The sequence below is a fragment of the Comamonas testosteroni TK102 genome (assembly GCF_000739375.1).
GTDB classification, from domain to species: Bacteria; Pseudomonadota; Gammaproteobacteria; order Burkholderiales; family Burkholderiaceae_C; genus Comamonas; species Comamonas brasiliensis.
On record NZ_CP006704.1, the window covers coordinates 945,682 to 969,179 of the forward strand.

Annotated in this window: 23 protein-coding genes and 1 tRNA gene; 11 read left to right on the forward strand and 13 right to left on the reverse strand. The window is 63.1% G+C overall.

Annotated elements, in window-relative coordinates; translation table 11 throughout:
- Positions 1–15 precede the first annotated feature (15 nt).
- The 6 genes from aspS (at position 16) to O987_RS04290 (ending at position 6,047) form a co-directional block, all read left to right on the forward strand.
- Positions 16–1,821 carry an aspartate--tRNA ligase gene (gene aspS, locus O987_RS04265; RefSeq protein WP_003058472.1) on the forward strand — a complete coding sequence of 602 codons (1,806 nt, stop codon included), beginning with the start codon at positions 16–18 and terminating at the stop codon, positions 1,819–1,821.
- Between the two features lie 243 nt (positions 1,822–2,064).
- Positions 2,065–2,568 carry a dihydroneopterin triphosphate diphosphatase gene (gene nudB, locus O987_RS04270; RefSeq protein WP_003058471.1) on the forward strand — a complete coding sequence of 168 codons (504 nt, stop codon included), beginning with the start codon at positions 2,065–2,067 and terminating at the stop codon, positions 2,566–2,568.
- 14 nt (positions 2,569–2,582) lie between these two features.
- Positions 2,583–3,347, forward strand: a complete 765-nt coding sequence (locus O987_RS04275) for an endonuclease/exonuclease/phosphatase family protein (RefSeq protein ID WP_043370940.1) — start codon at positions 2,583–2,585, stop codon at positions 3,345–3,347.
- 165 nt (positions 3,348–3,512) lie between these two features.
- Positions 3,513–4,235, forward strand: coding sequence for a GTP cyclohydrolase I (gene folE, locus O987_RS04280; protein ID WP_003058469.1), 723 nt, complete (start codon positions 3,513–3,515; stop codon positions 4,233–4,235).
- 195 nt (positions 4,236–4,430) lie between these two features.
- Positions 4,431–5,321 carry a DMT family transporter gene (locus O987_RS04285; RefSeq protein WP_043370942.1) on the forward strand — a complete coding sequence of 297 codons (891 nt, stop codon included), beginning with the start codon at positions 4,431–4,433 and terminating at the stop codon, positions 5,319–5,321.
- A gap of 78 nt (positions 5,322–5,399) precedes the next feature.
- Positions 5,400–6,047 carry a LysE family translocator gene (locus O987_RS04290; RefSeq protein ID WP_043370943.1) on the forward strand — a complete coding sequence of 216 codons (648 nt, stop codon included), beginning with the start codon at positions 5,400–5,402 and terminating at the stop codon, positions 6,045–6,047.
- Between the two features lie 13 nt (positions 6,048–6,060).
- Here the strand turns inward: O987_RS04290 and O987_RS04295 are convergent, their stop codons facing one another.
- On the reverse strand, positions 6,061–6,453 hold the full coding sequence (locus O987_RS04295) for a tautomerase family protein (protein ID WP_043370944.1): 393 nt from the start codon (positions 6,451–6,453) through the stop codon (positions 6,061–6,063).
- A 111-nt stretch (positions 6,454–6,564) separates the two neighbouring features.
- On the opposite strand from O987_RS04295, the gene O987_RS04300 reads away from it, so the two are divergent.
- The gene (locus tag O987_RS04300; protein WP_043370945.1) at positions 6,565–7,422 is read left to right on the forward strand and encodes a LysR family transcriptional regulator; all 858 of its coding nucleotides are present in this window, start codon (positions 6,565–6,567) and stop codon (positions 7,420–7,422) included.
- Positions 7,423–7,449: 27 nt separating this feature from the next.
- Here O987_RS04300 and O987_RS04305 read toward each other — a convergent pair whose 3' ends face one another.
- From O987_RS04305 to O987_RS04325, 5 genes are all read right to left on the reverse strand, one after another.
- The gene (locus O987_RS04305; protein WP_003058462.1) at positions 7,450–8,937 is read right to left on the reverse strand and encodes an ABC transporter substrate-binding protein; all 1,488 of its coding nucleotides are present in this window, start codon (positions 8,935–8,937) and stop codon (positions 7,450–7,452) included.
- Positions 8,938–9,105: 168 nt separating this feature from the next.
- On the reverse strand, positions 9,106–9,936 hold the full coding sequence (locus tag O987_RS04310) for an ATP-binding cassette domain-containing protein (protein WP_043370947.1): 831 nt from the start codon (positions 9,934–9,936) through the stop codon (positions 9,106–9,108).
- A complete protein-coding gene (locus O987_RS04315) occupies positions 9,933–10,961 on the reverse strand; it encodes an ABC transporter ATP-binding protein (RefSeq protein WP_043370949.1) in 1,029 nt (342 codons plus the stop codon). The genes O987_RS04310 and O987_RS04315 overlap by 4 nt, the downstream gene beginning before the upstream one ends.
- Before the next feature lie 6 nt (positions 10,962–10,967).
- Complete coding sequence (locus O987_RS04320) at positions 10,968–11,873, reverse strand: ABC transporter permease (protein WP_003058459.1); 906 nt, start codon at positions 11,871–11,873, stop codon at positions 10,968–10,970.
- The gene (locus tag O987_RS04325; protein ID WP_003058458.1) at positions 11,870–12,832 is read right to left on the reverse strand and encodes an ABC transporter permease; all 963 of its coding nucleotides are present in this window, start codon (positions 12,830–12,832) and stop codon (positions 11,870–11,872) included. Before O987_RS04325 ends, O987_RS04320 begins: the two co-directional genes overlap by 4 nt.
- Before the next feature lie 173 nt (positions 12,833–13,005).
- Here O987_RS04325 and O987_RS04330 point away from each other — a divergent pair, with 173 nt between their 5' ends.
- On the forward strand, positions 13,006–13,266 hold the full coding sequence (locus O987_RS04330) for a YfhL family 4Fe-4S dicluster ferredoxin (protein ID WP_003058457.1): 261 nt from the start codon (positions 13,006–13,008) through the stop codon (positions 13,264–13,266).
- A gap of 80 nt (positions 13,267–13,346) precedes the next feature.
- Here O987_RS04330 and pth read toward each other — a convergent pair whose 3' ends face one another.
- The 7 genes from pth to O987_RS04365 form a co-directional block, all read right to left on the reverse strand.
- Positions 13,347–13,985: an aminoacyl-tRNA hydrolase gene (gene pth / locus O987_RS04335; protein ID WP_043370950.1), complete on the reverse strand. Its 639-nt coding sequence runs from the start codon at positions 13,983–13,985 to the stop codon at positions 13,347–13,349.
- 128 nt (positions 13,986–14,113) lie between these two features.
- Positions 14,114–14,737 (reverse strand): 50S ribosomal protein L25/general stress protein Ctc, encoded by a 624-nt coding sequence (locus O987_RS04340; RefSeq protein WP_003058454.1) that lies wholly within the window; start codon positions 14,735–14,737, stop codon positions 14,114–14,116.
- A 156-nt stretch (positions 14,738–14,893) separates the two neighbouring features.
- Complete coding sequence (locus tag O987_RS04345; protein WP_003058452.1) at positions 14,894–15,853, reverse strand: ribose-phosphate pyrophosphokinase; 960 nt, start codon at positions 15,851–15,853, stop codon at positions 14,894–14,896.
- Between the two features lie 44 nt (positions 15,854–15,897).
- A tRNA-Gln gene (locus O987_RS04350) sits at positions 15,898–15,974 on the reverse strand.
- 30 nt (positions 15,975–16,004) lie between these two features.
- Positions 16,005–16,868, reverse strand: a complete 864-nt coding sequence (gene ispE / locus O987_RS04355) for a 4-(cytidine 5'-diphospho)-2-C-methyl-D-erythritol kinase (protein ID WP_043370952.1) — start codon at positions 16,866–16,868, stop codon at positions 16,005–16,007.
- A 57-nt stretch (positions 16,869–16,925) separates the two neighbouring features.
- Positions 16,926–17,447 (reverse strand): lipoprotein insertase outer membrane protein LolB, encoded by a 522-nt coding sequence (locus tag O987_RS04360; protein ID WP_003058447.1) that lies wholly within the window; start codon positions 17,445–17,447, stop codon positions 16,926–16,928.
- The gene (locus O987_RS04365; RefSeq protein ID WP_003058445.1) at positions 17,444–19,231 is read right to left on the reverse strand and encodes a tetratricopeptide repeat protein; all 1,788 of its coding nucleotides are present in this window, start codon (positions 19,229–19,231) and stop codon (positions 17,444–17,446) included. Before O987_RS04365 ends, O987_RS04360 begins: the two co-directional genes overlap by 4 nt.
- Positions 19,232–19,281: 50 nt before the next feature.
- Between O987_RS04365 and mutM the strand changes: the two genes are divergently transcribed.
- The 3 genes from mutM (at position 19,282) to mutY (ending at position 23,457) form a co-directional block, all read left to right on the forward strand.
- Complete coding sequence (gene mutM / locus O987_RS04370; protein ID WP_043370953.1) at positions 19,282–20,121, forward strand: bifunctional DNA-formamidopyrimidine glycosylase/DNA-(apurinic or apyrimidinic site) lyase; 840 nt, start codon at positions 19,282–19,284, stop codon at positions 20,119–20,121.
- A gap of 266 nt (positions 20,122–20,387) precedes the next feature.
- A complete protein-coding gene (locus O987_RS04375; protein ID WP_043370955.1) occupies positions 20,388–22,385 on the forward strand; it encodes a dynamin family protein in 1,998 nt (665 codons plus the stop codon).
- A 4-nt stretch (positions 22,386–22,389) separates the two neighbouring features.
- Entirely contained in the window at positions 22,390–23,457 is a 1,068-nt protein-coding gene (gene mutY / locus O987_RS04380) for an A/G-specific adenine glycosylase (RefSeq protein WP_043370956.1), read from the forward strand.
- Positions 23,458–23,498: the final 41 nt, after the last annotated feature.

Below are 23,498 nucleotides of genomic sequence, written 5' to 3' on the forward strand. Positions count from 1 at the left end.
GCAGGAAGAATTTTCATGGCAATGCGTTCTCAATACTGCGGTCTGGTGACCGAAGCCCAAATGGGCGAAACCGTGACCCTGTGCGGCTGGGTGAATCGCCGCCGTGACCATGGTGGCGTGATCTTCATCGACCTGCGCGACCGCGAAGGCTATGTGCAGGTGGTCTGCGATCCCGACCGCGCCGAGATGTTCAAGGTGGCCGAAGACGTGCGCAACGAGTTCTGCGTGCAGGTCAAGGGTGTGGTGCGTGCGCGTCCCGCCGGCACTACCAACGACAAGCTCAAGAGCGGCCAGATCGAAGTGCTGTGCCATGAGCTGAACGTCCTCAATGCGTCCGTCACGCCTCCTTTCCAGCTGGACGACGACAATCTGTCGGAAACCGTGCGCCTCACGAATCGCGTGATGGATCTGCGCCGTCCCGTGATGCAGCGCAATATGATGCTGCGCTACAAGACCGCCATCCAGGTGCGCAACTTCCTCGACAAGGAAGGCTTCATCGACATCGAGACTCCCATGCTGGGCAAGTCCACGCCCGAAGGCGCCCGCGACTATCTCGTGCCCTCGCGTGTGCATGATGGCGAGTTCTTCGCGCTGCCCCAGTCGCCCCAGCTGTACAAGCAGATGCTGATGGTCTCGGGTTTCGACCGCTACTACCAGATCACCAAGTGCTTCCGCGACGAAGACCTGCGTGCTGACCGCCAGCCCGAATTCACGCAGATCGACTGCGAAACTTCGTTCCTGAACGAAGAGGAAATCCGTGCCATCTTCCAGCGCATGATCAAGGAAGTGTTCCAGACCCAGCTGAACGTGGATCTGGGCGAGTTCCCCATCATGACCTACCAGGATGCGGCCTTCCGCTTCGGTTCGGACAAGCCCGACCTGCGCGTCAAGCTCGAGTTCACCGAACTGACCGACATCATGGGCGACGTGGACTTCAAGGTCTTCTCCACCCCCGCCACCACCAAGGGCGGCCGTGTCGTGGCCCTGCGCGTGCCCGGCGGCGCTGCCATCTCGCGTGGCGAGATCGACGGCTACACCGAGTTCGTCAAGATCTACGGTGCCAAGGGCCTGGCCTGGATCAAGGTCAACGAAGTGGCCAAGGGCCGCGAAGGCCTGCAGTCGCCCATCGTCAAGAACCTGCATGATGCTGCCTTGACCGAAATCCTCAAGCGCACCGGCGCCCAGGATGGCGACCTCATCTTCTTCGGCGCCGACAAGGAAAAGATCGTCAACGACTCCATCGGTGCCCTGCGCCTGAAGGTCGGCCACAGCGAATTCGGCAAGAAGAGCGGCCTGTTCGAAGACAAGTGGGCGCCTCTGTGGGTGGTGGACTTCCCCATGTTCGAGCATGACGAGGAATCCGGCCGCTGGGTGGCCGTGCACCACCCCTTCACCTCGCCCAAGGACGGTCACGAAGACCTGATGGACACCGATCCCGGCAAGTGCATAGCCAAGGCCTACGACATGGTCTTGAACGGCTGGGAACTGGGTGGCGGCTCGGTGCGTATCCACCGCGCCGACGTGCAGGCCAAGGTTTTCGAAGCCCTGAACATCACGCCCGAGCAGCAGCGCGCCAAGTTCGGCTATCTGCTGGACGCGCTGCAGTACGGTGCGCCTCCCCATGGCGGCCTGGCCTTCGGCCTGGATCGTCTGATCACGCTGATGACCGGCTCCGACTCCATCCGTGACGTGATTGCCTTCCCCAAGACACAGCGCGCCCAGGATCTGCTGACCCAGGCTCCCTCGCCCGTGGACGAGAAGCAGCTGCGCGAGCTGCACATCAAGCTGCGCAACCCCATGGTGGTCACCACCGAGGCTTGATTGCCAAGCTCCCCGTGAACAGCGCCGGTCGCTGTTCACACCCGGGCGCCAGTTCGCGAAAGCGGCTGGCGCTTTTTTATTGCTTTGAAATTGGGAGCTGCTTGCGCCTGTCAATCTTGGAATTCAGACGGTTATTGTTCTGAATTCAATGAATGGCAAGCGGTTGAAACTATGAATATTGATGGCTATCAAGCAGCAGGGCGACTCAGCCTGCTGTCATCCTGGCCGCGCTAATATGCTGCGATGGAAGTCAGGCCCTACAAGATTCCGCAGTCCGTGCTGGTCGTGATCTACCGTGAAGACGGGAAGGTGTTGCTGCTGCGTCGCAGCATTGCGGCGCCCGAGGGCGAGCCTTTCTGGCAATCCGTCACAGGCAGCAAGGACAGCCTGGACGAGGAATGGCATGAAACCGCGGTGCGCGAGGTGCTGGAGGAAACCGGCATCGACGCGCTGGCGCCGGACTGTTGCCTGACCGACTGGGAACTCGAGAACGTCTACGCCATCTATCCTCAATGGCTGCATCGTTACGCGCCGGGTGTCAGTCATAACCAGGAGCGTGTCTTCGGCCTCCGTGTGCCATCTCACCTGACCGTGCACTTGAATCCCAGGGAGCACACCGCACATGATTGGCATGATTGGCGTGAGGCAGCCCAGCGCTGCTTTTCTTCTTCCAACGCAGAAGCTATTTTGCTGTTGCCGCGCTTCGAGCCGGCGCTGGCCGAACGCCGGTGCAGGCAGCAGCCTTGAAACCATCAGTGCCTATGTCTGAAGTTCAGTTGTCTACACCGCCAGAGCCGCAGATCCTGCGCGTGGCCACCTACAACATTCACAAGGGTGTGCAGGGCCTGGGCCCTGCCAGGCGCCTGGAGATTCACAATCTGGGACTCGCGGTGGAGCAGCTCGATGCGGACATCGTCTGCCTGCAGGAAGTGCGCAAGATGAACCGCAAGGAGGAGCAGTATTTCGACCGCTGGCCCAATGTGCCCCAGGCCGAGTACCTGGCGCCCGAAGGCTACGAGTCCGTCTATCTGACTAATGCCTACACCCGGGACGGCGAGCACGGCAATGCGCTGCTCAGCCGCTGGCCCGTGATCGGCTACCAGCACGAGGACATCTCGGACCATCGCTTCGAGCAGCGCGGCCTGCTGCATGTGGAGCTGGACATCCATGGCAAGCGCGTGCACTCCATCGTCGTGCACCTGGGCCTGATTCCGGGCAGCCGCATTCGCCAGATTGCACTGCTGCAGCGTTTCATCGAGCGCGAGGTGCCGCCCAATGCGCCGCTGGTGGTGGCGGGCGACTTCAACGACTGGGGCAACCAGATCAAGCGCATGCTGGCGGGCTTCGGCCTGTTCGAGTACGAGGAGACGCAGGGCATTCTGACCTATCCCTCGCGGCTGCCGATTGCGCAGCTGGACCATATCTATGTGCGCGGCCTGACGCCGCTGGGGCTGCAGGTGCCCAAGGGGCGCATCTGGTGGCGCATGTCGGATCATCTGCCGCTGATCGCGGAGTTCAAGCTGTAGCAGCCCTGAGCCCGGCCCTGCGCCTTTCTCGCCATCTCTGGCTCCGGGTGCAGGCTGATTGAGTGATTGCTACTGAAACAATAGCTTTCGACGCCTTCCGAATCTGCCTCTGGATGCCAAATCCTTTGTAGCTTCGGGACGTTGATTCACTGGTACCATCCTTGGATGTTCAGAGATCTCGCCGATATGAAAAAAGACAACCAGGCCGAAGGCACGCCCGTCTCGGTCAAGATCCGCGAGCGGCTGCAGGCGGCGAACAAGCGTTTCCACGCCAACGACAATATTTCCGAATTCATCGAGCCCGGCGAGCTGGAGAAAATGCTGGACGAGGTGCAGGAGAAGATGCAGGGCGTGCTCGACTCCATGGTGATCGACACCGTGCACGACCACAACACCCGTGCCACGGCCCGCCGCGTGGCCAAGATGTATTTGAACGAGGTCTTCCGCGGGCGCTATGTGGCCCAGCCTGCGATCACCGAATTCCCCAATGCCGAGCACCTGAACGAGCTGATGATCGTCGGCCCGATCACCGTGCGCAGTGCCTGCAGCCACCACCTGTGCCCCGTGATCGGCAAGATCTGGATCGGCGTGCTGCCCAACAAGAACACCAATGTGATCGGCCTGTCCAAGTACGCGCGTCTGGTGGACTGGATCATGGGCCGTCCGCAGATTCAGGAAGAAGCCATCATCCAGCTGGCCGATCTGATCATGGACAAGACCCGTCCCGACGGACTGGCCGTGGTCATGGAAGCCTCGCATTTCTGCATGTCCTGGCGCGGCGTGCGCGAGATGGACTCCAAGATGCTGAACTCCGTCATGCGCGGTGCCTTCCTCACCAACTCCGAACTGCGCCGCGAATTCCTCTCGCTCATAGCAGCCCGAAAATAAATGATCCCCCTGTGGCGCTTCGCGCCTTCCCCCAGGGGGGGACGACGCCTTTGCTGCGGGTCAGCCCTTGCTTGGCGCCCCTCGCATGTGATGCGCCAGTCACATCACGCACTGGCCATACCTGGCCAGATGAGCGACTGAATTTTTCTTTTCAAAAGGCTGCGCATCGCGCGGCCTTTTGCATTTCCGGCTCCCATGTCCCTGCAAGCGTTCACTCTCATCATCCTGGCCGGCCTGATTCATTCGGGCTGGAACATCGTGGCCAAGAAGGCCGGCGGAGACGCCCGCTTTTCGCTCTACACCGCCATCTGCAACGCCGTCATCTGGCTGCCGCTGGGCTGGTGGCTGGGCAAGGATGTGGTGCCTGGCTGGGGCTGGATGGAGTGGGCATTCGTCACCGCCAGCGCCGTGCTGCATGTGGCTTATTTCATAGTGCTGCTGCGCGGCTATCGCGTGGCCGACCTGACGGTGGTCTATCCGCTGGCGCGCGGCAGCGGGCCGCTGATCTCCTCGCTGGTGGCCGTGATCTTTCTCGGCGAGCAGATCTCCACGCTGGGTGCTGCCGGCATTGCGGGCGTGGTGCTGGGCGTGTTTCTGATCGCGGGCGGCCCGCGCATGATTGTTGCCATCCGCGAGGGGCAGGATCTGGAGGCGCGCCAGCGCGTGCTGTCCGGTCTCTACTACGGCCTGCTGACGGGGCTGTTCATTGCCAGCTACACGGTGGTGGACAGCTATGCCGTCAAGATGCTGATGATGTCGCCGATTCTGTTGGACTATATGGGCAATCTGATCCGGCTGGTGATTCTGGCGCCGCTGGCCGCCCGGGACTGGCCCGAGACCAAGCGCCTGTGGCGTCTGCAGTGGCGCTATGCGGCCGTGGTGGCGTTTTTCAGTCCCATTGCCTATGTGCTGGTGCTGTATGCGGTGCAAAGCGCGCCCATCTCCCATGTCGCGCCTGCGCGCGAGGTGTCCATGCTGTTCGCGGCCCTGATCGGCGGCAGGCTGCTGGGCGAGGGCGACCGGGCCTTGCGCATCGCCGGCGCCATCATGATCGCTCTGGGCGTGACCGCTCTGGGGCTGGGTTGAAATGGGCGGATGTATCGAATCGGCCTGCAGCCTTTGACTATGGATCGCAAGCCGCTGTTTTTTTGAAGAGACCTGACAATGCCGACCTGGGAAGTCCTGATCACATTCTTTGGCGTGGCCCTGCTGCTGGGCCTGAGCCCCGGCCCCGACAATCTGTTTGTGCTGGTGCAGTCGGCCCAGCGCGGCTGGCGCGTGGGGCTGTGCGTGGTGGCGGGGCTGTGTCTGGGCATTGTCGGGCACACGGCGGCGGTGGCACTGGGCCTGGCGGCCGTGGTGGCCGCATCGCCCATGCTGTTCACGGTGCTCAAGCTCTGCGGTGCTGCCTATCTGGCCTATCTGGCCTGGGGGGCCTGGCGTGCGCCCGTGCATGTCGAGGAAACTGCCAGGGCGCAGACCGAGCGCGATGTGTTGGGCTTGAGAGCCGCCATGCGCTGGATGGGCCGCGGTGTGGTCATGAACCTCACCAATCCCAAGGTGCTGATCTTCTTTCTGGCCTTCCTGCCCCAGTTCACCGACCCGGCACGCGGCAGCGTCGCGCTTCAGGTCATGGTGCTGGGTTGCGTGTTCATGCTGGCGGCCTGGCTGGTGTTCGGCTCCATCGCCTGCTTTTCGGGTCTGTTCGGTCAGCTGCTGCAGCGCTCCGCCCGCGCCCAGTGCTGGCTCAACCGCATTGCCGCCACCGTCTTCGGTGCGCTGGCGCTGCGCCTGGTGATGGTGCAGAGGTAGCGAGGGACAGGGCCTAGCGATGCTGGTGGCGAAACTCCTGCGTTTTTCCTCCGTATCCATAGGCCGCGGCACGTGCATCGATCAGATGCACATAGGAGACCTCGTGCAGCCTGGGTAGCAAGCCCGCCATGGTCTGGTGAACGGCCTCCAGATAGAGCGCTTTTTCCGCCTTGGTATTGGTTTCGTCGGTGATGCTGATGTCCAGGTAGAACGAGCTATGGCCGGTTTCGGCCAGGGTCCGGCCGTCGATCCACCATGCATCGGAAGGAACATACCGAATGGAAATGGCGATGAGCTCGGGCTGCTTGTGCAGGATGTCCCGGGTCAGGCGCGCAATCTGCGAGCTGACTTCGCGGCTGAGCTGGGCATCGGCTTGTCCCGATAGCTGGATGTCGATATGTGGCATGGCATTGTCCCTGAATGGGTTGGTGAAGACAGCCTCATTCTGTGGACTCTCTATCCATTTGAAAAACGCAAAGATATGATCGATGTATCCGGTTTTTCCGATGGATAAAACATGGCCTCTCTCGAAATTTCCCAGTTGAGAACCCTGATTGCGGTGAGCGAGGCCGGCAGCCTGACGGCGGCTGCACCCCGATTGTTTCTCTCTCAGTCTGCGGTCAGCGAACAGATCAAGAAACTGGAGGACTGTGTGGGTCAGCAGCTGCTGCTGCGCGGCAAGGCCGGTGTGACGCCGACGGCCGGCGGTCTGCAGTTGCTCGAGCATGCCCGCCGCATCACGGCCATGGCCGACGAGGCGCTCCTGGACTTGCGTGGTGAGTCCCTGCGCGGACGGATCCGCCTGGCGGTGACGGACTACTTCAAGCCCGGCCTGCTGGCCCGGATGCTGAAGCAGCTGGCGCATATCCATCCTGGCGTGCGCATGGAGGTGAGCGTGTTGCGCAGCGTCGAGGTGCACGCAGCCGTGTCTTCAGGCAGTAGCGATCTCGGCCTGGTGATGTCGCTGGACAGCGCACAGACGCAGCTGCAGCCCATGGGCTCCAGCGAGGCGCTGGTGTGGGCCAGTGCGCCGGGCTGGCAGCAGGCAGGGCCGCTGCCGCTGCCGCTGCTGGTGCTGCCGCAGAGTTGCGCCTTGCATCAGCTGGCAATCCGGGAGCTGGAAAAGCGGGCCATTGCATATGAGATCGCGCATCAGGCCTCGGGCGTTGCAGGCCTGCAATCGGCCATCGCTGCAGGCCTGGGGGTGGCCTGCATCAATGTCTCGGCGCAGGCAGAGGGTGTGGTACAGGTTCCCGCGGGACTGAACCTGCCCGGCCTGCCCCGGGTCTGGTTTGGTTTGCTGCCGGCGAAAGGCGAGGAGCCGGAACTGCTGGGGCAGGTGCGCGCGCTGCTGCTGCAGCAGTGGTCGTTCTGAACCAGGGCTCCTGCGGGCAGGCCGGTGCTAGCCCCAGGACAGCGCCGAGAGATCGTTCACAAACACCGGCATGTCCTTCCACAGCCCGCGCAGCTTCTGGTTCGCCACGGTCACCCATTGCGGGGTGTAGAGAAAGCCGTGCACCGAGTCGTGGGCCAGCAGGCGCTGGGCATCGCCTAGCAGGCGTGCGCGATCGGCAGGGCGCGGTGTGCTCTTGATCTTGTCGAACAGCTCGTTGAACTCCTTGGACTGGTAGCCCCAGTAGTAGTCGGGCTTGGCGAAGTTGCCCAGATCAAACGGCTCGACATGCGAAATGATGGTCAGGTCGTAGTTCTTGTTGGTGTAGGTGCCAGACAGCCATTGCGCCCACTCCACGTTCTGCAGCTTGAGCTGGATGCCGATCTTGGCCAGCTGGGCCGCAACCAGCTCGCCGCCCTGACGCGCATAGGGCGCGGGCGGCAGCGTCATGGTCAGCGTCAGCGGCGTCTTGATGCCGGCTTCGGCCATCAGTGCCTTGGCTTTTTCCAGATCGAAAGGGTTCACGCCCGTGGTGTCCACATAGCCAAAGGCCGTGGGCACGTAGTAGCTGCCGATGGGCACGCCATAGCCGTCGGCGGCGCCGGCAATCACGGCCTTGCGGTCGATGGCGGCGGCAATGGCGCGGCGCACGCGGATGTCGTTCAAGGGCTTGCGTGCATTGTTGATGGCCAGAATGGTCTTGGCGCGCGAGTTGCTCACCACCACCTGAAAGCGGGCATTGGCCTTGAACTGAGGCACGCTGCGCGGCGAGACGCGCGGGAAGGCATCGACATCGCCGGCCAGCAGGGCGGCAACCTGTGCCGCGGGGTCGGGAATGAAGCGGAACACGGCGCGCTTGATGCGAATGCCCGTGGCCGAACGGTAGCCGGGCCAGGCGCTCAGCGTGACCGATGAACCCCTGGCCCAGGCCGCCAACTGGTAGGGGCCGGTGCCCACGGGCTTGCTGGCGTTGGTGGCGGCGCTCTTGGGCTCGACGATGATGGACGTGGCCTGTCCCATCATGAACAGAAAGTCGGGATCGATCTCCTGGCTGGTCAGCACCACCGTGTGCTCGTCGGCGACCTTGGTGCTCAGATTGGCAAAGGTGCGCTTGTCCTTGTTGGTGCTTTTGTCGGAGGCCGCGCGGTCGAACGAGAACTTGACGGCGGCAGCGTTGAAGGGCTCGCCGTTCTGGAACTTCACATCCTTGCGCAGGCGAAAGGTATAGGTCTTGAGGTCGGACGAGACCTCCCAGCTCTCGGCCAGCAGTGGCGAGACGCTGCCGTCGGCATTGATTTTGGTCAGGGTTTCGAACACGTTGTAGAGCACGACTTCAGCAATCGAGGAGGCGGCTCCGGCCGTGGGGTCGAGTCCTGGCGGCTCCAGGGTCATGGCCAGCGTGACACTGTCTTTCCTGGCCTGGGCGAGAGCTGGCCAGGTGGCGAACAAGGGCAAGCTGGCAGCCGAGCTGGCCAGCAAGGAGCGGCGATTGAGCATCAACAAAGTCTCCGATGGGGCAGGCCGCAAGCGGCCCGCAAAAGCGCTGCAAGTCATCGCGGGGAGCGGACTTGTTTCCCATGCGTTTTTACACCAGCCGCAACCGTCTTTGCGGGGGCTGCCGGTATATCGCTGCCGGGAGTGTGAACAACTGTTCGCCATACGACTTCAGAGGACTCGCGGCGCGGCCCGGACCAGGGCCTGGGTATACGGGTGAGCTGGGGTGGAAAACAGCTGGCGCGGCGTACCGCGCTCCACCACCAGGCCCTGATGGAGCACCAGAACCTGATCGCATACATGCTGGACCACGGCCAGATCATGGCTGATGAACAGATAGGACAGGCTCAGCTCGCGCTGCAAGTCCTGCATGAGATTGAGCACCTGGGCCTGCACGGAGACATCGAGCGCACTGACCGGCTCGTCTGCCACGATCAGGCGGGGCCGGGTGATCAGTGCGCGGGCAATCGCGATGCGCTGACGCTGGCCGCCGGAGAACTCGTGCGGATATTTGTCGGCATCCTGCGCGCGCAGACCTACCTGTTCCAGCACCTCCAGTACCTGGAGACGCCGCGCCTCGCGGCCGGGTTTCTCGTTCAGGGTTGCCAGCGGCTCGCTGACGATGCGCTCCACCGTCATGCGTGGGTCCAGCGACCCATAGGGGTCCTGAAACACCATCTGGAAGTCGCGCCGCGCCGCGCGCAGCGCCTGTTCGCCAAGCTGATGCAGATTGCGGCCCAGCAGCTCCACCGTGCCCTCGCTGGGGCGATCCAGTGCCATGACCAGGCGCGCCAGCGTGGATTTGCCCGAGCCTGATTCGCCGACCACGCCCAGGCTCTGTCCCGCGGGCAATTCAAAGCTCACGCCGCGCAGCGCCTGCAGCGGCTCGGGCTTGTGCCACAGCGATGTGCGAGGGCGCGAATAGGCTCGTTTCAGGCCGCTGGCCCTCAACAGCATTTCGCTGGCGACTCCTGTCACCCCGGTAGCGGCCGGCCCGTTCATGCCTTGGCTCCTTGCGTCAGTACCTGCTCATACAGGCAGCGCGCCACATGGGGCTGGCGCCAGAAGGCCAGAGAGGCCGGTGCCGCCATGCTGGGCTGGTGCAGGGTGCGGGCCGGTGGGGGCTGCACATAGCAGTCGTCCCGGGTGTGGGGGCAGCGGCCTGCAAACGGGCAGCCTGCGGGCAGGTCCACGAGCTCCGGCACGGCGCCTGCGATGGTGGGCAGATGGCCCGCAGCGGGCGCTGCCTGGAGTTGCGGTCGGGCTGCAAACAGGCCGCGCGTATAGGGGTGGGCGCGCCTGGCGAACACGGCTTCCGTCATGCCGGACTCAACCACGGTGCCGCCATACATGACCAGCAGCTGCTCCACATTCTGGGCAATCACCCCCAGGTCATGGCTGATGAGCACCAGCGCCATGGAATGCTCGGCCACCAGCTCCTGCAGCAGATCCAGAATGCGCTGCTGCACCGTCACATCCAGGGCCGTGGTGGGCTCGTCGGCCACCAGCAGATCGGGTCCGCAGGCCAGAGCCATGGCAATCATGATCCGCTGGCGCTGGCCGCCGGAGAACTGGTGCGGGTAGTCGTCCAGCCTCTGTGCGGCTTGTGCAATGCCCACACGCTCCAGCAGCTCGGTGGCGCGGGCGCGGGCCTGGGCGCGGCTCATTCCCAGATGCAGGCGCAGTGGCTCTGCCACCTGGCGGCCGATGCCGTGCACGGGGTTGAGGGCGCTCATGGGTTCCTGAAACACCATGGCCATGCGGTTGCCGCGCAGCGCACACAGCTGGCGCTCGCCCAGGCCCAGCAGCTCCTGGCCGTCCAGCTGGATGCTGCCGTCCACCTGGGCATGTTCGGGCAGCAGGCCCAGCAGCGCCAGTGCCGTCAGCGATTTGCCACAGCCCGATTCGCCGATCAGGCCCAGCGTGGCACCGCGCTCCAGCGTGAAGCTCACATCGCGCACGGCCTGGGCACGGCCACGATGGGTTTGCAGATTGATGCTGAGGTTGGAGACTTCAAGCAAAGCCATGTTGATTCAGCGCTCGCGTGTCAGTCGGGGGTCCAGCAGGTCGCGCAGACCGTCGCCCAGCAGGTTCAGGCCCAGTACCGACAGCGCTATCGCCACGCCGGGCCAGACGGCCAGCAGCGGTGCCTGGAACATCAGGGTCTGGGCTTCGCTGAGCATGCGCCCCCAGGAGGGCTCGGGCGGCTGCGTGCCCAGGCCCAGATAGGACAGGGCGGCCTCGGCCAGAATCGCCAGTGCGAACTGAATGGTGGCCTGCACGATCAGTACCGAGGCAATATTGGGCAGCACATGGCGCACGGTGATGGCCGTGCGGCTTTGCCCGCAGGCGCGTGCCGCCATCACATAGTCGCGCGACCAGACGGCATTGGCCGAGGCGCGGGTGATGCGCGCAAACGTGGGGATGTTGAAGATGCCGATGGCGATGATGGCATTGACCATGCCCGGCCCGTAGACGGCCGTGAGCATGATGGCGGACAGCAGGGCGGGGAAGGCAAAGGTGAAGTCCGCCAGCCGCATGATGATTTCCTCGATCCAGCCGCGGCGGGCGGCGGCGACCAGGCCCAGCAGCACGCCCAGCGCCAGTCCTATGCCCACGGCAATCAGGCCCACTGCAATCGAGGCGCGCGCGCCGACCAGAATCTGCGAGGCCAGGTCGCGCCCGAAGGCGTCGGTGCCCAGCCAGTGCCGGCTGCTGCTGGCCTGCAGGGCGGCATCCATGTCCATCTCGTAGGCCGAGCCCGGCGTCCAGACAAAAGACAGCAGTGCGGCGGCAATCAGCAAGGTCGTGAGCAGGGCTCCGAGCACAAAGCTGCGGTGCTGCCTGGCGCGCTGGCCAAGGCCGAGCGGCTTTGTGCGCGAGAAGGCGCGTGTCGGGTAGTCGGGCACGCGAACGCGGGTATCGGTCTGCCTGCTCATAGGTCGCTGGCTTTGAGGCGGGGGTCGATGGCGGCATAGAGCACATCGACGACAAAATTCACCACCACCACCATGGCCGCCAGCAGCAGCACGCAGTTGCGCACCACGATCACGTCCCGGTTGGAGATGGATTGAAAGATCAGCCGGCCCAGGCCCGGCAGATAGAACACGTTCTCCACCACGATGGTGCCGGCCAGCAGATTGGCGAACTGCAGGCCCATGACGGTGACGACGGGAATCATGGCGTTGCGCAGCACATGGCGCCAGAGCGCCGCGCCGCGTGACAGTCCCTTGGCGCGGGCGGTGCGCACAAAGTCCTCGCGCAGCACTTCCAGCACCGCAGAGCGCGTGATGCGCGCCAGGATGGCCGACTGCACCACGGCCAGCGACACGGCAGGCAGCAGCAGTGCCTGCAGCGCGGGCAGCAGGCCGCCACCGGCTTCCTCGCTCCAGCCCGGAAAGCCGCCGGCCGAGAACCATTGCAGCTTGACCGAAAACAGCAGGATCAGAAGAATCGCAAACCAGAAATTGGGAATCGCAATGCCGATCTGGGCCAGGCCCATCAGGCCCACATCGCCCCAGCGCTTGTGGTTGGCTGCGGCCAGCACGCCCGCCGCAATGGCCAGCACGGCGGTGATGCACATGGCCATGACGGCCAGCGGTACGGTCACCGCAAGGCGCTCCCAGACCAGCTCGGTCACGGCGGAGCCATAGGCATAGCTGTTGCCCATATCGCCCTGCAGCAGGCCGCTGATCCACTGCCAGTAGCGCGTCAGCGCGGGTTGGTCCAGGCCCAGCTGCTGCGTCATGGCGGCCACGGCCTCGGGCTCGGCATCGGGGCCCATGAGCATCTGGGCGGCATTGCCGGGCAGGACTTCCAGCACGGCAAACACCACGATGGAGGCGCCGATCAAGGTGGCAATCAGCGTGAGCAGGCGTTTGAGCAAGAAGATGCTCATGGCGTGAGGCGTTGTTTCATCGTGAAGTGGGCGCAGGCGGCGTGTGCGTGCTGCGCAGCATAGCGGCCATTGTGCCGCTTCCTGGAGGTGCAGGCTTTGTCCCGGGTGCAGCCATGTCTTGGGGAGCTTGGGATAATGTGGGCCGATACCGAGAACTGCACAGGAGCTGGCACATGGCATTGATGATTACCGATGAATGCATCAACTGTGATGTGTGCGAGCCCGAGTGCCCCAACGATGCCATCTACATGGGCGAGGAGTTCTACGAAATCGACCCGCACAAGTGCACCGAGTGCGTAGGCCATTTTGACGAGCCGCAGTGCGTGCAGATCTGTCCTGTGGCCTGCATACCGGTGAACCCCGAATACATCGAAAGCCATGAAGTGCTGTTCAAAAAATATGAGCAGCTTACGCACGCCAAGAAAGAAAGTTAAGGCTTTTTGAGTCTGAATTCTTTGTATATCAAGCGTAAATAGCTCCTGATTCAGGAGCTATTTTTCATTCTGCCTCAGGTTCAGGCTTCGCCACCTGCAGGCTGGGCGGCATCGGGCGCCGGCTTGCGTGCGGGCTTGGGGCGGGGCGCCTTGGTGGTGTGGATGGCGAGAGTGGCCTTGTCCATCTGGCCTGCCACCATCTCGGGCCAGGCCTTGAGCGAATGTGCGATGGCGTCTTCGATCAGCTTGAGCTGGTCGGGGGCCGGTTTCTTGAGCACCCAGCTGGCGACCTCGCCCTTGTGGCCGGGGTGGCCTATGCCCACGCGCAGACGCCAGTAATTGGGCGAGCCCAGCTGGGCATGGATATCGCGCAAACCGTTGTGGCCGCCATGGCTGCCGCCGAGCTTGAGCTTGACCACGCCGGGCTCGAAGTCCAGCTCGTCATGCACGACCAGGATTTCCTCGGGCTGGATCTTGAAGAAGCGCGCCAGCGCGCCTACCGACTTGCCCGAGAGATTCATGAAGGTCTGCGGCTCCAGCAGCCAGACGGTCTGGCCGTGGATGCTGGTGCGGGCCATCAGTTCCCAGTAGCTGCGTTCTGGAACCAGACTGACCTTGAGCTCGCGCGCCAGCGCATCAATCCACCAGAAGCCGGCATTGTGCCGGGTGTCTTCATATTCAGGGCCAGGATTGCCGAGGCCGACAAACAGTTTGATCATTGCTGGATTATCTTCTTGCTAGCAAAGCTGGGCTGGCACGCTGGTTCTGCGTGGCCCAAAGAAAAAGCCCACCGAGGTGGGCCTTTTCTTGGAGTACAGCGGCAGGCGCTGTACCGAAGACACAAGAATTACTTCTTGCCCTTCTTGGCGGGAGCCGCTGCGGGAGCAGGTGCGGCGCCTTCGGCAGGAGCCACTTCGGGCAGCTTGATGGAGATCAGCGAAGGGTTCTTGTTGGCGCCACGCACCACAGCCTTCACGCCGTTGGGCAGCTTCAGAGCTTGTAGGCCCAGCACGGACTTGGAAGTCAGGGCGCTCAGGTCCACCTTGATGAACTCGGGCAGGTTTGCGGGTTCGCAGATCACTTGCAGTTCGTGCATCAGAGGAGTCACGGTGCAGTTCTCGACCTTCACGGCGGGGGATTCAGCAGCGCCTTCGAAGTGCAGGGGCACGTTCATGTGCAGCTTGGTGTTGCCGTCCACGCGCTGGAAGTCGATGTGTTGCACCAGCTTCTTGTAGGGGTGGAACTGCACGTCGCGCAGCACGACCTTGGTCACTTGACCGTTGACTTCCATGTCCAGGACGCTGGAGTGGAAAGCTTCCTTGTGCACAGCGTGCCACAGGGCGTTGTGATCGATTTCGATCAGTTGGGCTTCACCAGCACCGTAGACGATACCGGGGGTCTTGCCCGACAGACGCAGACGGCGGCTCGCACCCGTACCTTGCTTGGCGCGCTCAGTAGCGACGAATTGCATAACTAACTCCTAGATGGGCGGACCGCGACCAGTCTCGCCCGATTGATAAAAGAATCTGCACCTTGCAGCAAGGCCGTGGATTCTTGCGGTGGCCTCGAAACGGTCAAACCTCCCGAAGGAGGTTTGCTTGGGCTCGAGGCCGAAAAACCAGAAATTTTAAGCGGTAAACAGACTGCTCACCGAATCACCTGTGGAAATGCGGTGAATTGTCTCGGCAAACAGGCCCGCCACGGACAGCTGGCGAATCTTGCCGCACTGCTGGGCTGCGGGGCTCAGAGGAATGGTGTTCGTCACAACCACTTCGTCCAGAGCGCTGCCGTTGCCGATGCGTTCCAGGGCCGGGCCCGAGAAGATGGGGTGCGAGCAGTAGGCGTACACGTTCTTGGCGCCGCGCTGCTTGAGCACTTCGGCAGCCTTCACCAGCGTGCCGGCGGTGTCGATCATGTCGTCCATGATCACGCAGTTGCGGCCGTCGATATCGCCAATCACGTGCATGACTTCGGACACGTTCGCCTTGGGGCGGCGCTTGTCGATGATGGCCAGATCGCAACCCAGTTCCTTGGCCAGGGCGCGAGCACGCACCACACCGCCAACATCGGGGGAGACGACGATCAGGTCTTCGTAGTTCTTCTGACGCAGATCACCCAGCAGCACAGGGGTGGCGTAGATGTTGTCCACGGGAATGTCGAAGAAGCCCTGGATCTGGTCGGCGTGCAGGTCCATGGTCAGGACGCGCTCGACGCCAACTGCCTGCAGCATATTGGCCACCACCTTGGCGGTGATGGGCACGCGGCTGGAGCGGGGGCGGCGATCCTGGCGGGCGTAGCCGAAGTAGGGGATCACGGCGCAGATGCGCTCGGCCGATGCGCGCTTGAGGGCATCGACCATGACCAGCAACTCCATCAGGTTGTCGTTGGTCGGTGCGCAGGTGGACTGAACCACGAAAACGTCGCGGGCGCGAACGTTCTGCTTGATCTCGACCGCGACTTCCCCATCGGAGAAACGGCCAACGTCGGCAGCACCCAGGGTGGTGCCGAGGTGCTTAACAATCTCTTCGGCCATGCCAGGATTGGCATTGCCCGTGAAGACCATGAAATCAGAGTGATGTGAATGCATTGTGCGTCCCAGTGCTGTGGGTTGCTATGACGCAAGAAGATGTTTGGCAGGGGAAGAAGGATTCGAACCTTCGCATGCCGGAATCAAAATCCGGTGCCTTAACCAACTTGGCGACTCCCCTACACAGGCCTTTTGTCGAAGACAAACAGCCTTATAACTTGTTCTCTGGAATCCAGCTGTGAAGTGGGTGTTTTTCCAGATTTTTGCAAACCTTGATTTGCCAGCTGCTTGGAGCACTGCTCAAATCAATATTTTGCGTGATCGGTGCAAATACTGCACTTCCTGAGCCCGTCATTGTAGCATGCAATTTCAGTGATTCGAGCCAGTCTCTGACTTTCTTCACTTCGGGCTGCAGACCTTTAGCGACGGGCTGCAAGTCGTTTCGGCCAAAACCGAAGTGATTCGCAGCGAAGTCCAAGATTCTAGCAGGCTTTGTATCGCGCTTAAGCGACTCGCTGGAAAAAATCCTTGCGGTCTCCAGGCCCTGTTCGGGTTTGACCACCAGAAACTGCTGCTGCGGCAGGGCGTCGCCGTCTGTCAGCGGGGTGATGACTTCGCCGATGCCGCTGACCCAGGCCGAGTGGCCGCAAAGAAAGAAGGGAACGTCGGCGCCGAGCTTCAGGCCAATGCGCTGCAGCTCCTGGCGCGAGAGCTTCAGATTCCAGAGGCGGTTCAGTGCCATCAGCGTGCTGGCTGCATCGGACGATCCGCCGCCCATGCCGGCCTGGGCCGGCAACTGCTTTTCGATCCCTATGCGCACGCCCTGGGTGCAGCCTGTGGCCTGCTGCAGGGCACGGGCCGCGCGGGTGATCAGGTCATCGGCGGGCAGGGTGATGCCGTTGAGGTCCTCGCGGCTGACCTGACCGCAGGCAGTGCGTTCGAAATGCAGCACATCATGCCAGTCGATGAGCATGAAGACGGATTCCAGCAGGTGATAGCCATCAGGCCTGCGGCCGGTGATGTGCAGGAAGAGGTTGAGCTTGGCCGGGGCCGGCACGTCATAGAGCGAGTGCATGGCGTGTATGTGTCAGTCAGAAAAACGGTGCGGCGATGGTGCCGGGCAGCTGGCGGGTCAGCGGGCGCCCTGGTCGAGAACAATGCGCAAGGAAGCCTCGGGGGGCGGGCTGGTGCGGTCGGCGCGCAGGCGGCCCTCGCCGATGCGGGAAAGATCGGTTTGCCAGCCGCTGACGGCAGTGTTTCTGCCTTGCAGCCAGTCGAACAGCGCTGCAACGGGGATTTCGCTGCCGGTCATCCGGCTGATGAGTTCGGGCAGGGAGTCGGACTGGGTGATCTGATCGCCCTGCTGCAAGGTGGCTCCGGCACGTGTCCATTGGAGCCGGGCCATGATGGAGCCCAGAGGATTGAAGACCAGCAAGGTGCCGCTCTCGGGCTGACCTTGCAACTCGAAGCCGGCGCTGAAGGATTGTTGCTGAGCATCCTGAACCTGTAGCGCCATGCGGCCGGACCAGTGGTGGCTGGCCGTCGCATCGAGCTGCAGCTGCCGCACGGGCTGGGCGCAGCCGCCGAGCATGACCGCTCCCAGGGCCAGCCCGAGGGCCGGAAGCATCTTCAAGAAGGTCGGGCCGCGCTTCATGGCGTCACTTTGAGGCGTTTGAGTGTTTCCAGCAGCGTGTCATTGCTGCTGTCCGCCTTCAGGCCTTGGCGCCATACGAGCTGGGCGCGGTCCTGCTTGCCCAGGGCCCACAGGACTTCGCCCAGGTGGGCGGCGATCTCTGCATCCTGGCGCTTGGCATAGGCCTGCTCCAGCAGCTTTTCGGCTTCGTTCAGATTGCCTCGGCGGAAATTCACCCAGCCCAGGCTGTCGGTGATGAACGGGTCGCCGGGTTCCATGTCCAGAGCCGTCTGTATCAGGGTCTGGGCTTCTTCCAGCTTGATATTGCGATCTGCATAGGAGTAGCCCAGTGCGTTGTATGCATGCTTGAAGTCGGGGGCGCGCTTGATGATGTCGCGCAGCAGGCGCTCCATCTCGCTGAAATTGCCGGCTCTCTCTGCCAGCATGGCGGTGTCGTAGGCCAGTTCCACATCATCGGGGAACTGGCTCAGCAACTGGGCCTGCAGTGCATAGGCGTCCTTGTTCAGGCCGGCATCGCGCAGCAACTGCACCTCGGCAATCTGCTTGAGGCGCTTCTGGTTGGGACCGTTGGCCGGAATGGCCTGGATCAGGGCGCGAGCTTCCTTCACCTTGCCCTGGCGGGCCAGCAGATCGGCGCGGCGGGCCTGCACGCTGAGCAGGTTGGCGGAGTCGGGGATGCGCTGCAGATAGATGTCGGCTTCATCGTAGCGCTGGCGTTTTTCTGCCAGATCGGCCCTGAGCAGATAGAGCTGGGATTCGCCGGCGGAGCGGCCCACGCCTTCAGGCAGTTTGGGCAGCAGGGAGCTGAACTGTGTCAGGGAAACGTCGGCCGCATCCAGCTCGTTGTCCTGCAGTTGCAGATTGGCGAGCATGGCCCAGGCTTCGGGGAATTCGGGCGCTTCGCGGGTGATGAGCTGCAACTGGTTCTTGGCATCGGCATTGCGCTTTTGTCCCAGCAGCACGCGGGTATAGGTCAGGCGCAGCTGCGGCGAATGATTTTTTTCCAGATAGCGCTTGACCAGCGGCTCCACTTCGGCGGAGCCCGATTCCAGCAGCTCCATGGCCAGCAAGGCGATGGCGCCCGATTCCGGGCTCAGCTTGGCGCCGTTCTGCAAGGCTTGCAGTGCGGCAGGCTTCTGGCCGGCAATCAGGCGCATATGACCTATGGTCGCCCAGGCCATGGGGCCATTCTGCGGGTCCTTGAGGTCGATCTCCAGCGCCTGCTCGACCACATCGGCGGCCAGGGGCTTGTCCGAGGCATTGTTGTAGAGCTGGGTGATGGCCAGAAAAGTGGCGCTGCGATTGGCTTGCGGGGTCAGCTCGACCTCGCGGCGCAGATAGCTGGCCGAGTCTGCGATGCGGTTCATCACCACCAGGATGCGCAGCACGGCGCGATTGGCGGCGCGTGACTCGGGGTAGGCCTCCAGCCAGGCGCGGGCATTGCGCAGGGCGCGGTCACCCGAGCGGGACTGGACGGCAAGCTCGGTGGCGCGGCGATAGAGGTTTTCGTTGTTGCTGCTGCGCGCCGCTTCCATCATCAGGGCCTGGGCGTCCGTGAGGGCGCCTTCCTGGGCGGCCATCTCCCCCACCAGGATCTCGTAGAACAGCTCGGCAGACAGGGCTGCTTGCTCATTCTCACGCTCGGCGGCCCGTTCGAGATCGGTGCTTTGCTCGATCTTGTCCTGCTGGGGCGGCGGGTCGGCAGGCTGGGCGGATGCGATTGCCGATCCCATGGCCACAACGGCAGCCACGGCGAGTCCCTGAAAACGTAGAGGATGAACCATCGGCCCATAATAATCCAAGCTTGTTGAACACTTGGCGAAGAAGAGATTGCATGCCTGAGTTACCCGAAGTCGAGGTCACGCGCCGCTCTTTTGCAGACCGTATTGCGGGCGCGCAGATTGAAGCCGCCACCTTGGGAAAGCCCCTGCGCTGGCCTCTGGGCCTGCAGCCGCAGGCGCTGGTCGGCAGGGTGGTGCTGGGGGTGCGCAGACGCGGCAAGTATCTGCTGCTGGACCTGAGCGAAGGCCTGCTGCTCATGCACCTGGGCATGTCGGGCAGTCTGCGCTTCGCGGGCCGCGACGAGGCGCCGCTGGGCGAGGGTGGGCCGCATGATCACTTCGACCTGCAGACATCGCGTGGCTTGCTGCGCCTGCATGATCCGCGCCGTTTCGGTGCCGTGGTCTATGTTACGGGCGAGAGCGATGCCCTGGCGCGCAAGCTGCTTGACCATCTCGGCATGGAGCCGTTGAGCGAGGGGTTCACGCTGGCGGCCTTCAAGGCCGGGCTGGCCGCCAGCCGTTCGCCCATCAAGCAGTTGCTGCTCAGCGGCAGCGTGGTTGTGGGTGTCGGCAATATCTATGCCTCCGAGGTGCTGTTTCTGTCGCGTATCCACCCGGCAACCCCGGCCCGCGATGTGGGGGCGCGCAAGGTCACGGCTTTGTATGAGGCCATTCGCGCCGTGCTGGCCATGGCGGTGGAAAAAGGCGGCACCACCTTGCGCGACTTTTCCGCTGCCAACGGCATGGAAGGGCATTTTCAGCTGCAGGCCCAGGTCTATGGCCGCGATGGCCTGCCTTGCACGCATTGCGGCGCAGCCATACGGCTCATGCGCCAGGGGCAGCGCAGTACCTATTACTGCTCCAGCTGTCAGAAAGCCGCGAAAGTTCTCTGAATTTGATAGCAAATACCTTAGCTTGAGTATGCGTTACACCCTGTTTTGACGTCACAATTCCAGGCGAGGCCTGATATGTTTCGTAGCTGTCGTCAATGCATCGGGACGGGCGCTGCTCCGTGCCACCGAGTGCAGATACTTCACAGTGACAAATATCAGGCCGGACTCTGGAAGAGCCGTAGATGCCGTCAAGGGGCAATGCTATATATTGATCAGGCGGCCAGCCTTGTCTGGCCTGCCGACTCAGACAAACAAGAGGGGTAGATGTGTCAGCTTCATTCAACGAGCAGTTCGGTCAGTATGGCGCGTGGCGACGAGGCTTTGCCACCCAGCTGCAGGAGTTGCGTGAATGGTTGATTGCCCAGGACTTGCTGGACGCCTCGGTACAGGAGCGCTTGCAGAGGCTGGAAGAGCAGATGCGCTCGGACAAGGTCATGGTGGCCTTTGTGGCCGAGTTCTCGCGTGGCAAGTCCGAGCTGATCAATGCCGTCTTCTTCGCCCATTACGGCCGCCGGCTGATGCCGGCCAGTGCCGGTCGCACCACCATGTGTCCGGCGGAGCTGGGCTGGGAGCCCGAGCTGCCGCCCTGCCTGCGTCTGCTGCCCATCGATACCAGAGAGTCGCCGGAGAGCCTGGGCCAGTGGCGCATGCGCGCCGATGCCTGGGTGCAGCACCCGCTGGATACCGCCAATGCGCAGCAGATTGCGGACACCCTGGCCAAGGTGGCCGAGGTGCGCAAGGTCTCCATCGACCAGGCCAGGGCCTGGGGCTTCTGGCATGACGACGAGATTGCCGACAACCCCATGGTCGATGCCGACGGCTGGGTCGAAGTGCCCATGTGGCGTCATGCGCTGATCAATATGCCTCACCCTCTGCTCAAGCAGGGGCTGGTGATTCTCGACACCCCCGGGCTGAATGCCGTGGGAGCCGAACCGGAGCTGACGGTCAATCTGATACCTCAGGCGCATGCCGTGGTCTTTGTGCTGGGCGCCGATACCGGCGTGACCAAGTCCGATCTGGCCATCTGGCGTGACCATGTGCTGCCGGCAGGAGCAGGCAAGGTCGGGGACGACGAAGCGCTGGCTGCGTCGCGTCTGGTGGTGCTCAACAAGGTGGATACGCTGTGGGACAGCCTGAGCTCCGGTGCCCAGGTGCAGGCTCAGCTGCGCCGCCAGCAGCAGGACTCGGCCCAGTTGCTGGGGGTGGCGCTGGAGCGCGTGCTGCCCGTCTCGGCACAGAAGGGGCTGGTGGCCAAGGTGGGGCACAACGACAGCCTGCTTCAGGCCAGCGGCCTGCCCGCCTTCGAGGACCTGCTGGCCAACGGCATCATGGGGCAGCGCCAGAAAGTGCTGCAGACCGCCATGCGCACCAATGTGCAGCAGCTGCAGTCGCAGGTGGAGCGCGTCATCAATATGCGCCGCGGCGATCTCGATGATCAGCTGGCCGAACTTTGCGGTCTGCGCGGCAAGAATGCGACGGTGATCGCCAGCATGCGCTCCCGCATCGAGGCCGAGCACAGGGAGTTCGACCAGAGTGCCAGCCGTATCCAGGCCATGCGCAACATCCATATGCGCATGCTCAAGGAGCTTTTCCAGCTGTTGAGTTCGACCACGTTGAAGGCCGAGCTGTCGGAGCTCAAAGAGACCCTGGATCAGCGCGGGCTCAAACTGGGCCTGCGCAATGTCTATGAGCAGACCTTCGGGCGTCTGCATGCCGTGGCGGCCAGGGTGCAGGTCCAGGCCGATGAAATCCAGACCATGATGAGTGCCTCGTTCAAGGAGCTCAATGCGGAGTTCGGTTTCTCCCTGCAGACGCCGCCGCAGCTGGTGCTGTCCGAGTTCAGGGACGACTTGCGCGGCATCGAGGGCAGCTACACCCAGTACCTTGGGTTGAGCAGCGCTCTCAAGCTCAGCAGCGCCGATTTTTCGCAGCGCCTGATCAAGGCGCTGGCGCTGCGTCTGCGCACGGTATTCGAAGCGGCATCGAACGATGTGGAGATGTGGAGCAAATCACTGACTGCGCCGGTCGATGCACAATTGCGCGAACGTAAACGCAGTTACACGCGCCGCCTGGAAGCGGTGGACCGCATCAGCGGCGCTGCCACGGAGCTGGAGGAGCGCATTGCCGACATGGAGAATGCGCAAACCCGCCTCGCAGCGCTGCAGACACAGCTGACCAGCGCATCGGCGCAGTTGCTGGATCCGCTCGGTGCCGGGCGGCCGCCAGTCGCTTCCATGCCGCTGGACATCAACCTGGTAGCCTGAAATCTTGACTCTCCCTTCGATTGCCACCGCCGTCGTGCAGTGGCAGGCCAGTCATGGCCGCAATCATCTGCCCTGGCAGCAGACCCGTGACCCTTACCGCGTCTGGCTGTCCGAAATCATGCTGCAGCAGACCCAGGTCAGCACCGTGCTGGGCTACTACCAGCGTTTCCTGGATGCCTTTCCCGATGTGGCCAGCCTGGCTGGGGCCCCTCAGGATGCCGTGCTGGCGCTGTGGAGCGGCCTGGGCTATTACAGCCGCGCGCGCAATCTGCACAAATGCGCACAGACCGTGATGCAGCAATGGGGCGGGGCCTTTCCGCAAACGGCCGAAGAGTTGGCGACCCTGCCAGGCATCGGCCGCTCCACGGCCGGTGCCATTTCATCGTTCTGCTTTTCAGAGCGGGTGCCGATTCTGGATGCCAACGTGCGCCGTGTTCTCACGCGGGTGCTGGCGTTTGATGGGGATCTGGCGCAGTCCCGAAATGAAAGGCAGCTGTGGGAATATGCCCAGCAACTGTGCCCCACCGAGAATCTGCACGAAGCCATGCCGCGCTACACCCAGGGCATGATGGATCTGGGCGCCAGCGTCTGCACATCGCGCAAGCCCACTTGCCTGGTGTGCCCCTTGGATTCCGAATGCCGGGCGGCCCGCGCCGGCAACCCGGAGAACTATCCTGTGCGCACGCGCAGGATCAAGCGCAGCTCCGAGTCCTGGTGGCTGCTGCTGGCGGTGGATGCGCGGCGCCGCGTATGGCTGCAAAAGCGTCCGCAAGCCGGTATCTGGGCCGGGCTTTACAGCCCGCCGGTCTTTGAAGACTATGCAGCACTGCAAAGCTATGCCCAGGCCGCCTGGTCTCAGGACGGGACCCGGAGCTGGCAGGATCTTCCCGGTTTTCTGCATGTGCTGACCCACAAGGATCTGCACCTGCATCCGGTTCTGGTGCCCGTCGATCAGGCCTATGGCGCCCTGGTGTCAGAGGCTGATGAATCCTGCTGGGCGGATGCAGCGGCATGGGCCGAGCTGGGTCTGCCGGCTCCGATCCGCAAGCTGCTCGACGCCGAGCTGGCCTGAGCGCCTGCCGCATGAATGAAAAAAGGTGACGGCCGACGTCA

Excerpts from the sequence above, each read along its gene's own strand:
- O987_RS04345 (WP_003058452.1), bottom strand. The coding sequence starts at position 15,853 with ATGCATTCACATCACTCTGATTTCATGGTCTTCACGGGCAATGCCAAT.
- O987_RS04320 (WP_003058459.1), bottom strand. The coding sequence starts at position 11,873 with ATGAGCAGGCAGACCGATACCCGCGTTCGCGTGCCCGACTACCCGACA.
- mutM (WP_043370953.1), top strand. The coding sequence starts at position 19,282 with ATGCCTGAGTTACCCGAAGTCGAGGTCACGCGCCGCTCTTTTGCAGAC.
- O987_RS04275 (WP_043370940.1), top strand. The coding sequence starts at position 2,583 with ATGTCTGAAGTTCAGTTGTCTACACCGCCAGAGCCGCAGATCCTGCGC.
- O987_RS04365 (WP_003058445.1), bottom strand. The coding sequence starts at position 19,231 with ATGGTTCATCCTCTACGTTTTCAGGGACTCGCCGTGGCTGCCGTTGTG.
- O987_RS04300 (WP_043370945.1), top strand. The coding sequence starts at position 6,565 with ATGGCCTCTCTCGAAATTTCCCAGTTGAGAACCCTGATTGCGGTGAGC.
- pth (WP_043370950.1), bottom strand. The coding sequence starts at position 13,985 with ATGATCAAACTGTTTGTCGGCCTCGGCAATCCTGGCCCTGAATATGAA.
- aspS (WP_003058472.1), top strand. The coding sequence starts at position 16 with ATGGCAATGCGTTCTCAATACTGCGGTCTGGTGACCGAAGCCCAAATG.
- O987_RS04360 (WP_003058447.1), bottom strand. The coding sequence starts at position 17,447 with ATGAAGCGCGGCCCGACCTTCTTGAAGATGCTTCCGGCCCTCGGGCTG.
- O987_RS04310 (WP_043370947.1), bottom strand. The coding sequence starts at position 9,936 with ATGAACGGGCCGGCCGCTACCGGGGTGACAGGAGTCGCCAGCGAAATG.
- O987_RS04290 (WP_043370943.1), top strand. The coding sequence starts at position 5,400 with ATGCCGACCTGGGAAGTCCTGATCACATTCTTTGGCGTGGCCCTGCTG.
- folE (WP_003058469.1), top strand. The coding sequence starts at position 3,513 with ATGTTCAGAGATCTCGCCGATATGAAAAAAGACAACCAGGCCGAAGGC.
- O987_RS04295 (WP_043370944.1), bottom strand. The coding sequence starts at position 6,453 with ATGCCACATATCGACATCCAGCTATCGGGACAAGCCGATGCCCAGCTC.
- O987_RS04330 (WP_003058457.1), top strand. The coding sequence starts at position 13,006 with ATGGCATTGATGATTACCGATGAATGCATCAACTGTGATGTGTGCGAG.
- ispE (WP_043370952.1), bottom strand. The coding sequence starts at position 16,868 with ATGCACTCGCTCTATGACGTGCCGGCCCCGGCCAAGCTCAACCTCTTC.
- O987_RS04340 (WP_003058454.1), bottom strand. The coding sequence starts at position 14,737 with ATGCAATTCGTCGCTACTGAGCGCGCCAAGCAAGGTACGGGTGCGAGC.
- O987_RS04285 (WP_043370942.1), top strand. The coding sequence starts at position 4,431 with ATGTCCCTGCAAGCGTTCACTCTCATCATCCTGGCCGGCCTGATTCAT.
- O987_RS04305 (WP_003058462.1), bottom strand. The coding sequence starts at position 8,937 with ATGCTCAATCGCCGCTCCTTGCTGGCCAGCTCGGCTGCCAGCTTGCCC.
- nudB (WP_003058471.1), top strand. The coding sequence starts at position 2,065 with ATGGAAGTCAGGCCCTACAAGATTCCGCAGTCCGTGCTGGTCGTGATC.
- O987_RS04325 (WP_003058458.1), bottom strand. The coding sequence starts at position 12,832 with ATGAGCATCTTCTTGCTCAAACGCCTGCTCACGCTGATTGCCACCTTG.
- O987_RS04315 (WP_043370949.1), bottom strand. The coding sequence starts at position 10,961 with ATGGCTTTGCTTGAAGTCTCCAACCTCAGCATCAATCTGCAAACCCAT.